Below are 8475 nucleotides of genomic sequence, written 5' to 3'. Positions count from 1 at the left end.
GCGGTAGTTCAGTTGGTTAGAATACCGGCCTGTCACGCCGGGGGTCGCGGGTTCGAGTCCCGTCCGCTCCGCCAACATTAAGACGAAAGCCTCATCGAAAGATGAGGCTTTTTTCGTATGTGTTATTTAAAGAAAAAATCACAGTACAATGCGTAAGCGCTTTGCTAAAGGGGCGGTTACTTTCAACCATCTAGGGCTTTTCATTAGAGATAGTCGGCCTGTCTCGCGGGGGGCGCGGGTTCGTCTCTTTATAAGAGTCAGTCCGCACCGCCAAGATTAAGGCGAAAGCCTCATCGAAAGATGAGGCTTTTTTCGTATCTGTTATTTAAAGAATTTAGAGAAAGCCTCTGCACTTCTTATTGAAAACTTCTTATTGAGAAGAGTGCAGAGGCTTTTCGTTGTATACAGTTATCACGGATCAACAAACTGAGTCATGCCTTGCTGTATACTATGCGTTGTGGCACAACTCTCTATCGGTTGAAAGAGCTATAATGAGTGCCGTAAGAACTAAGGTTATAAGATGAATTGTCGTTTAGGCTGCGGTGCATGCTGTATTGCACCATCTATCACCACAGCCATCCCCGGAATGCCTGAAGGTAAGCCTGCTGGGGTTAGGTGTATACAGCTAGATGATAGCAACTTGTGTAAACTGTTTGGTCAGGCTGAACGACCTGCGGTATGTGGGTTATTTACAGCTACCGAAGATGTTTGTGGCAAGACCGATACTGAGGCTTTATGGTTAATTAGTTCTTTAGAAGCAGCTACAAACACTTGATTTTAGGGCCTCTCAAATATTTACTTTACGGATTGTTAATCAATGCAGTTAACTCGTTACACAGATTATGGTTTAAGAACGCTGATGTATTTGGCGTTGCATTCAGAGCGTGAGTCGCTCTTCCGTATTGCTGAGATCACAGAGGTATTCGATCTGTCTGCTAACCACATTTCTAAGGTTGTTCATCACTTAGGGAAGTTAGGCTATTTGCAAACTGTTCGCGGCAAGAGTGGTGGCTTCAGACTTGCCAAACCGGCTTCTGAAATCAATATCGGCCAAGTCGTTCGTGCGTTAGAAAACTCTTTGGCACCAATTGACTGTAGTAAGCCATACTGCTTGTTTACACCTGCTTGTAAGCTTAAGGGGGCGTTAGCCGATGCTGTAAACGCTTATTTAGCGGTTTTAGACGGCTATACTTTAGATATGATTGTTACTAATAAGCAGGAATTAAAATCTCTGCTGCCAGATCTATCAATTTCAATCCTGCAATAACACCTGTTTAGCGGAAACTTTAGGTGACATTCGAGGCGACACTAGTTGCGAGGTGTGTACCAACTCGATATTTGCATTCGCCAAACGATGTAAGTTCTGGGTAAGGAAAGCGATTGTTTCCGGGTAAGGGTGTGCAATAACAACTATTTCACTCTTAGTGTGAGCTAACGAAATCGCAAGTTGAAACTGCTTTTCTAATCCAGAATGCGATTTATCATTATCTAAAAAGATTTCCCTTCTTAATATGGGTATCCCCATAGATTCAGCAACTGTGCCTGCACGGGTATATTTGGTCGTCATACTGTCGATGAAATAGATATTGTGCTGTCGTAGTGATTCCATTACCCAGCGCATAGGTTCATTTAGCTGGGTTAAGAAACTGCCCATATGGTTGTTGGCACCACTAGCGTGGGGAACGCTATTAATAGAGTCTTCTACTTGGGCCTTGAACTCGATTTCTGACATGGTATTGGTGAGTGCTCCAGGCCCGATAGCCTTACCGTTTAGTGCCTGCATTGGTAGGTGTACCAAAATCTCATTTCCTTGGCGGTAGGCCTTAGAGGCGAGTTCTTTCCCTAATGGCGTATGCGGTAATATAGAAAGAGTGATGTTGGCGGGCAGACTCAGCACAGCTCTATCTGATTGACGATACCCAATATCGTCAATGATGATGGCTATTTGGCTGGCGAATACACTAGCGCTCGGTAACAATAAAAATATCAATAATAGAAAATAGCGCACTGGTTATTATTTTTCTGCGTTAATCCATGCAATCGCCGAGTTGACTAATTTGTCTTGTGCAACAGACTCACGGAGTGAATTTTTGTCGATTATAGGCATACTTTCACTATCTGATACAGCATCTAATTCAATTTTTATATCTGGTTCAATACCTTTTGAATGAATGTCATTGCCATTCGGCGTGGTGTATTTAGCTATGGTGAGCTTAATTGCATTGCCATCCACAAGGGTGGGGATCAGACTTTGTATGGTGCCCTTACCAAAACTGGTTTGCCCTATTAATTGGGCTCGGCCATTATCTTGTAATGCGGCAGCGAGTACTTCTGAGGCGGAGGCCGATCCCTTGTTGATCAATACTGACATGGGAATGTTTGTTGCCATGGTTTGTGGTGAGGCGTAATAGTCAGAGTTTGCATCGAAGAAGCGCCCCTCTGTCGCTACGATTCGGCCTTTATCTAGGAAGAGGTCTGCTATTGTAATCGCTTGATCTAGCAGGCCTCCTGGGTTATTTCTTAGGTCTAGGATTATTCCGTTAAGCTGCTTAGGCTGCCAGAGTGACAGCTGCTTCACGAGTTCTTGAGTGGTATTTTCTTGGAAGCTAGAAAGGCGAATATAACCAATTCTGTTATCGAGAATCTCCGCCTCTATGGAGTGAATGGCAATAAGGCTTGGGCTTAGGGTGACAGAGTAATGGGTCTCAGAATTGGCTCTCACCATTTCAAGCTCGATAGGTCGGTTAGCTAAGCTGTGTTGTTTAATCTCATTGAGAATGCTTTCTAGCTTTTCAGCTGTAACTAGCTGCTTATTAAGCTTTAATACACGGTCACCTGGTTTGATTCCTGCAGCTTCGGCTGGAGAGTCAGCAAAGGGCGTGACTATAGTGATCTGATCATTGTCTGTTGCTATTTCGACACCAAAACCGAAATACTCACCATTATTCATCTCTTGCATACTGGTGAAGGACTGCCTATCGAGAAAGCTTGAGTAGGGATCGAGTTTATTGAAAATGCCGTCTATAGCTGCTTCGATAAGCTCCTCTTCCGTGAGTTTTTGCACGTAATAAGTTTCTACAGTGTCGATAATATCGAGAAGAACTGGGTAACTTACATGAGACTTGTATTGTTGAGTGTGTTCTTGCCCGGACAGGGTTATGGATAAGCCCAGTGCAAGTCCCGCCGCTAGGCAGCAAAAGTAACGTATGTGCTGTGACATATAAACCCCTCGTATCTTAAGGGGTTATATGGTCTAACGTTTGCAATACCTTGCAGGATCGACAGCTTGCCCCTTGTGTCTTACCTCAAAGTATAGGCCAGGCTCGGTCTGTCCACCCGAACGTCCGACCAAAGCAATCGACTCACCCTTGCTAACCGAGTCGCCTGCATTCTTGAGTAAGGCTTGTGCATGACCGTATAGGCTCATATAACCTTTACCGTGATCGACGACTAAGACCATACCGAAACCGCGCAGCCAGTCGGCGTAAATCACTTTACCGCCAGCAATCGCATTTACATTTTGTCCTTCGGCGGCCGAGATGATGACACCTTTCCATTTCACCTGCCCTGAGCGCTTACTGCCAAAGGCAGATCTTATGCGTCCGTTAGCTGGCCATTTGAGTTTCTTGCGGCTCGATAATCCCTCGAATGATGGGTTATTTTTCATAGCGGTAAGAGCTTGTTCAACTACTCGCTTAAGGCTGGCTTCTTCTATTTGAAGTTGCTCTAACTTTGCGCCACTACTACTTAATGTTCTTTGGAGTTGCGTAAGGGTACTTTGTCTTTGTGACTGCTCTTGGTTGAGCTTTTTAGCTTGTTGCTGTCGCTCGAGTACTAGCTTATTAAGACGACTTTGTTGCTCTTGTTGATCCGCTCGAACTTGGTCTAGCTCTTTCAAGGTGGTTTGCAGCTGTTTTATCGAGTCGATACGAGCGTTATTTAAATATTCGTAATATGCCAGTAGGCGCTCGATGCTAGCAGGAGACTGCTGATTTAGCAGCATTTTGCTATAGTCATGGTTACCCGCTAAGTAGGCGCTAGCGAGTTGATTTGAAAGTGATTTTTGTTGCGCTGTTTTCAGCTTTTCTAATTGAATTTGTTTAGTGTTTAGTTCTGCAATTTTTTGATCTGTTTTGGCTAGATCTTGCTTAGTTGTGTTTACTTTTCTTGCTGCTTGAGCAATCGCTTTTTCATCAGCTTTTAATAAAGATATTAATCGCTCTCTCTGTTTACTGGTGTTTTTAACCGCTGATTGCTGCTTATTTATCTGGGCTTGGATAGATTTTAGCTCAGACTGGCGGCGCTCAAGATCGGTCGCATTAACCGTTAGAGGAAGTGATAGAAAGCCAGCAAAAATGCTGGCTTTGATAAAAAATCGAATGTTCACGTGTTGGTATACTACTCTTTGAGTTTTATTATCGAGCGGCCGGTCATCTCTGCAGGCACGTCTTGTCCCATCAAGGTTAACATAGTCGGCGCTAAATCACTCAAACGACCGCCATTTTCTATCTCTGCGTCACGTCCCACATAGATTAATGGCACCAATTCGCTGGTGTGCGCAGTATGTGCTTGGCCAGTCGATTCATCAGTCATCTGCTCAGCATTACCGTGATCGGCGGTAATCAAACATTCTCCACCGACTTTATCTAGTGCTTCAACAACACGTCCAATACAGGTATCAACCGCTTCACAGGCCTTAACCGCTGCATCAAAATTACCTGTATGGCCAACCATATCACCATTTGGATAGTTGCAGATGATGACGTCATATTCGGTTGACTCAATGGCCGCAACTAGCTTGTCGGTCAACTCGGCAGAACTCATCTCTGGTTGCAGGTCGTAGGTTGCGACTTTTGGTGACTGGACCAGGATACGATCCTCCCCCTTGAACGGCTCCTCTTTGCCACCATTGAAGAAGAAGGTCACATGAGCGTACTTTTCAGTTTCTGAAATACGTAGCTGAGTCAGATCTCTATCTTGCAGTGTCTCACCTAATGTATTCACCAAGTCACTTGATGGATAAGCGATAGATGCCTTAATGTCGGCAGCGTATTCGGTCAACATTACAAAGTTGATTTTCGGCGTAACGGTACGCTCGAAACCATCGAAGTCGGCATTAACGAAGCTGCGAGTGATTTGGCGAGCGCGATCGGCACGGAAGTTCATGAAGATCAGTGCGTCATTGTCGGCTAGCTTAGCAAGGTTACCCTGTGCGTCAGGAATAGCAGTACTGCCAACAAATTCATCATTTTCATCACGGGCATAAGCGGCTTCAATCGCGTCTACTGCGTTAGCTGCTTGATGCAAACTCTTACCTTCGGTAATTAGCTCATAAGCTTGTGATACACGATCCCAACGGTTGTCTCGGTCCATAGCGTAGTAGCGACCAATCACAGATGCTATTTGGCCTGTGCCTAAGGTTTTGAATAGTTCTTCAAAGTGAGCGAGTTCAGGCTTTGCGCTACGTGGCGGTGTATCACGGCCATCTAAGAATGCGTGTAGGTAGACTTTCTTAGCGCCGCGTTTTACCGCTAGGCGACACATGGCTTCTATATGATCCTGATGACTATGAACGCCACCAGGTGATAAGAGGCCCATGATATGTACAGCGCCCTCTGCCTTAATTGCGGCATCGACTGCTTCAGTAAGTGCTGGGTTACTATTGAATTCGCCATCATCAATCGATTTGCTAATGCGTGTTAGCTCTTGGTAGACGATTCGACCAGAACCGATATTGATGTGTCCGACCTCTGAATTACCCATTTGACCATCAGGTAGGCCTACATCTATGCCTGAACCAGAAATTAAACTGTTTGGATATTTCGCATTTAACTGATCTAAAACTGGTGTATTTGCATGAAAAACAGCATTTTTTTGTGTGTTTTCACGGTAACCCCAGCCATCGAGGATCAGCAGTGCCAACGGGCGTTTGCGTGTCGTCATGGTAGTACCTTTAAGTTTAAAAAATAAGATTGAAATCGGAATTGGTTAAATATTACTACCAATTATGGTCGTGCATAAAGACATTTACCCAGATTGGCGTTATCGGATTGCACTATTGCTGTTATTTACATGCTGAAGAGTCACGCCAAGCGTGACTAACATTCTGTATTCTGCACCAAGCGGTGGTATACTCTGTGCCCTCATTATATTTGGCCCTAAAAAATAGTAGGCAGTAACGATGCAAGAATATATGGAATTTTTTAAAGCTAACCCTATGTTAAGTGTGGCTTGGGTTGGTTTATTTGTCGGCGTTATCGTCGTAACGATTAAGACAAGTGTTTCTAAAGTTAAGAATGTGAATCATCAAGAAGCGACAATGATGATCAACAAGCAAGACGCTAAAGTCGTTGATGTGCGCGGCAAAGAAGAATTTAAGAAGGGTCATATCGTAGGTGCTATCAACGTACCACTAGCCGATATAAAAAATAATCAGCTTGCTGCCCTTGAAAACTCAAAAGCCAGTCCCATTATAATGGTATGCAACGCTGGCATGACTTCGTCTCAAGCTGCTCAGCTGATGATTAAGCACGGTTTTGAAAACGTGAACAATCTGAAAGGTGGTATGGGTGAATGGCAGTCAAATAATTTGCCTGTTTCAAAAAGCAAAAGATAGAAGTGTTAGTGTAGCCATTGCTTTTTTGTTGAGTAATTGATTAGAGTGTTAGCTCTCAACTTATTGTGGTTACCGGCATTGAACTGAGGGTTTTCCCCTCCAAAAAAGCGTCTGTTGACTAAATAAATCAAAAATTGGGACAGCAAATTGGCTTAACCCCCAAGCTTGCCAAGCCCTGAGACTGGCTCTTTTGAAGTAGCCTCATTAACATTTTTTTTAAGGTAGGATAGTATGGCTGAAGTAGCAAACAACGAACAACAAGGTCCACAATTCAACATTCAACGTGTTTACACAAAAGATATCTCTTTTGAAACACCAAACAGCCCAGCTGTTTTTCAGAAAGAGTGGAACCCAGAAGTTAAGCTTGATCTAGATACTCGCAGCAACAAACTATCTGATGATGTATATGAAGTTGTACTGTCTTTGACTGTTACAGCTAAGAACGGCGAAGAAACTGCATTCCTATGTGAAGTTCAGCAAGCGGGTATCTTCGCTATCGCTGGTCTAACTGAGCAGCAGCTAGCTCACTCTCTAGGTGCATACTGCCCTAACGTTCTTTTCCCATATGCTCGTGAAGCAATTGGTAGCCTAGTAAGCCGTGGTACTTTCCCACAACTTAACCTAGCTCCAGTCAACTTTGACGCACTATTCGCTCAGTATGTTCAACAGCGTCAAGCTGCAGCAGCTGAAGCACCAGCAGAAGAAGCTAACGCTTAATCGCATGAAAAACACTGCCGACATTACGGTACTGGGGGCGGGCTCTTACGGGACCGCCCTTGCCATTTCTTTAGCGAGCAATGGCCACAGAACCATGCTTTGGGGCCATGAACCCGAGCACATAGAAAACCTGAAAAACGACAAGTCTAACGAAGCGTTTTTACCGGGTATTCCATTACCAGATCTACTGATCCCTGAAGCGGACTTGGCAACAGCATTAGCGGCATCTAACAATGTGCTAGTGGTTGTTCCTAGCCATGTTTTTGGATTAGTACTGACCCAAGCAAAACCGCTATTACGTAAAGATTCGCGTATTGTGTGGGCCACCAAAGGTCTAGAGCCTGAGACTGGCCGCCTAATACAAGATGTTGCCCGTGAAGCCATTGGCGATGAGTTTCCTCTTGCCGTGTTATCGGGACCGACCTTTGCTAAAGAGCTTGCTGCTGGTATGCCGACTGCGATTTCGATTGCAGGTACTGATCCTCAGTTTACTAAGGATTTAGTTGAGCTGTTACACAGCCCTAAGCGTCTGCGTGTTTACGCCAATGACGACTTTATTGGTTTACAGCTTGGCGGCGCAGTTAAAAACGTTATTGCGATTGGCGCTGGCCTGTCAGACGGTATCGGTTTTGGTGCGAATGCAAGAACGGCGCTAATTACTCGCGGTTTAGTTGAGTTAACTCGACTTGGTGAAGCTATGGGCGCACAAGCCTCGACCTTTATGGGCATGGCTGGCCTTGGTGATTTGGTGCTAACTTGTACCGATAACCAGTCGCGTAACCGTCGCTTCGGCTTAGCATTGGGCAAAGGTTCTGATGTTGAAACTGCACAAGACGAAATTGGTCAAGTGGTTGAGGGTTATCGCAACACTAAAGAGGTCTATACGCTAGCTAAGCGTTTAGGTGTCGAGATGCCTATTACCGAGCAAGTTTACCAAGTCTTGTATAAAGGCAAGTCACCGGTTGATGCCGCTAAAGAGTTGCTTAGTCGTGAGCAGAAGTCTGAGACATCGTCGGCAGAATAGTTTTGCTGTTATTAGATTGAACAATTTGTTCAGTTGATTGAAAACCGAAGCCTAGCTTCGGTTTTTTGTTTTTAGCCTATTTGGCCGTTGGCATAAATACTTCCATGTATAGATACCA

9 protein-coding genes are annotated in these 8475 nt (G+C 44.6%); 5 read left to right on the top strand and 4 right to left on the bottom strand.

Annotation, left to right across the window (positions count from 1 at the left end; translation table 11 throughout):
* The first annotated feature begins 520 nt into the window (after nt 1–520).
* Complete coding sequence (locus tag Q1A86_RS19780) at nt 521–775, top strand: YkgJ family cysteine cluster protein (RefSeq protein WP_299810724.1); 255 nt, start codon at nt 521–523, stop codon at nt 773–775.
* Between the two features lie 42 nt (nt 776–817).
* Nucleotides 818–1267, top strand: coding sequence for an Rrf2 family transcriptional regulator (locus tag Q1A86_RS19775; RefSeq protein WP_299810721.1), 450 nt, complete (start codon nt 818–820; stop codon nt 1265–1267).
* Here Q1A86_RS19775 and Q1A86_RS19770 read toward each other — a convergent pair.
* Genes Q1A86_RS19770 through gpmM form a run of 4 tightly spaced genes read right to left on the bottom strand, consistent with a single transcriptional unit; the run spans nt 1253 to nt 5943 of the window.
* Complete coding sequence (locus tag Q1A86_RS19770; RefSeq protein ID WP_299810719.1) at nt 1253–1978, bottom strand: divergent polysaccharide deacetylase family protein; 726 nt, start codon at nt 1976–1978, stop codon at nt 1253–1255. The two genes, Q1A86_RS19775 and Q1A86_RS19770, sit on opposite strands and share 15 nt — an antisense overlap.
* A gap of 36 nt (nt 1979–2014) precedes the next feature.
* On the bottom strand, nt 2015–3220 hold the full coding sequence (locus Q1A86_RS19765) for a S41 family peptidase (RefSeq protein ID WP_299810717.1): 1206 nt from the start codon (nt 3218–3220) through the stop codon (nt 2015–2017).
* 33 nt (nt 3221–3253) lie between these two features.
* Nucleotides 3254–4387: a peptidoglycan DD-metalloendopeptidase family protein gene (locus Q1A86_RS19760; RefSeq protein WP_299810715.1), complete on the bottom strand. Its 1134-nt coding sequence runs from the start codon at nt 4385–4387 to the stop codon at nt 3254–3256.
* A gap of 11 nt (nt 4388–4398) precedes the next feature.
* Complete coding sequence (gene gpmM, locus Q1A86_RS19755) at nt 4399–5943, bottom strand: 2,3-bisphosphoglycerate-independent phosphoglycerate mutase (RefSeq protein ID WP_299810713.1); 1545 nt, start codon at nt 5941–5943, stop codon at nt 4399–4401.
* 238 nt (nt 5944–6181) lie between these two features.
* Between gpmM and Q1A86_RS19750 the strand changes: the two genes are divergently transcribed.
* The 3 genes from Q1A86_RS19750 (at nt 6182) to gpsA (ending at nt 8357) form a co-directional block, all read left to right on the top strand.
* Nucleotides 6182–6616, top strand: a complete 435-nt coding sequence (locus Q1A86_RS19750) for a rhodanese-like domain-containing protein (protein ID WP_299810711.1) — start codon at nt 6182–6184, stop codon at nt 6614–6616.
* Between the two features lie 231 nt (nt 6617–6847).
* A complete protein-coding gene (gene secB, locus Q1A86_RS19745) occupies nt 6848–7333 on the top strand; it encodes a protein-export chaperone SecB (protein WP_012157402.1) in 486 nt (161 codons plus the stop codon).
* 4 nt (nt 7334–7337) lie between these two features.
* Nucleotides 7338–8357, top strand: a complete 1020-nt coding sequence (gene gpsA / locus Q1A86_RS19740; protein WP_220765621.1) for an NAD(P)H-dependent glycerol-3-phosphate dehydrogenase — start codon at nt 7338–7340, stop codon at nt 8355–8357.
* The last annotated feature ends 118 nt before the right edge of the window (nt 8358–8475 follow it).

It is taken from the genome of uncultured Shewanella sp., from assembly GCF_947497935.1.
GTDB lineage: Bacteria > Pseudomonadota > Gammaproteobacteria > Enterobacterales > Shewanellaceae > Shewanella.
The sequence above is the reverse complement of the archived record's forward strand: the minus strand, read 5'-3'. Positions and strand labels throughout refer to the sequence as shown.